This window comes from Helicobacter vulpis (assembly GCF_003660395.1).
GTDB lineage: Bacteria > Campylobacterota > Campylobacteria > Campylobacterales > Helicobacteraceae > Helicobacter > Helicobacter vulpis.
The window spans coordinates 1-884 of record NZ_QXQT01000069.1 but is presented as its reverse complement, the minus strand read 5'-3'; the positions used below and the strand labels follow the sequence as shown (position 1 = coordinate 884).

Here is an 884-nt window from a genome sequence, read left to right as displayed (position 1 = left end):
CCCTCTAAGAGTTGCTTAAACCCATGTTCTTGCTCTTTAGCGGTGTTGTGGAGTTCTGTGGCCTGCTGCAAAAGGGATTGTTGACTTTTAGGGGGGGTTGTGCTAGGGTTAGGTAAAGGAGTTTGTATGTTCTCACTGCCTGAAGATAAGTTATTCCCCTTGCCACCTGAAAAATTAGAATTTCGGCTTAACTCAGACTCGGGGCGCTTATACGCCGTTTCTCCCTCTGAAAAAGCGCGGTTTGAATTTGACTTTTCTAAAGGCTCTTGGGTGGGTTTCCCCTCTGTGGGCGATTTTCTCACTAATACGGACTTCTCTGAGTTTTGGGCACTCGTTAAACTTACTTCATATGAAGTAAAATCGCTAATATCTAAATCCATACCTTGAGCTAGGCGGTTGCTTTCTGCCTCTAAGGCAAACATCTCTTCATCTGTCAATTTCGCGCGTTTTTCAGGGTCTCGTATAATATGATAAATCGGGTCTAACTCTTTTTTAGTCCCCCAACTGCTGTCAGTGTGTAGCTGGATTTCGCTGGGGATGCCCTTATAAGTGAATTGCACATGCAAGCCCTTGTATTGGCTACTTCTGTGGTGGAACTCTATAATGGGTTCTATGCCCTGCGCTCTTAAACTATCCTCAATATGGATTAATTGGGCATTAAGATGTCCCCTATCCTCCACCCTAATGGCCGCTCTTAAAAAGTCGCTAATGGCACTTACATCTCCTTGCTTGCTGACTAATTTACGCTCTAGACTCTGCGCGCTCTTAAGCACATTGCCCGCTTCTATTGTGTTGCTAGTAGTTTTCAAACCCTCCAATAACCCCCTAAACCCACCCTCTTGCTCTTGGGCTTGGGTGTAGAGGGTTTGGGCTTGACTCTTAAG

General features: G+C 45.4%; 1 pseudogene. It reads right to left on the bottom strand.

Features of this window, described 5'->3' with window-relative positions:
* Positions 1-884, bottom strand: a pseudogene (locus tag EAO38_RS08580) (hypothetical protein); the annotation flags it as partial.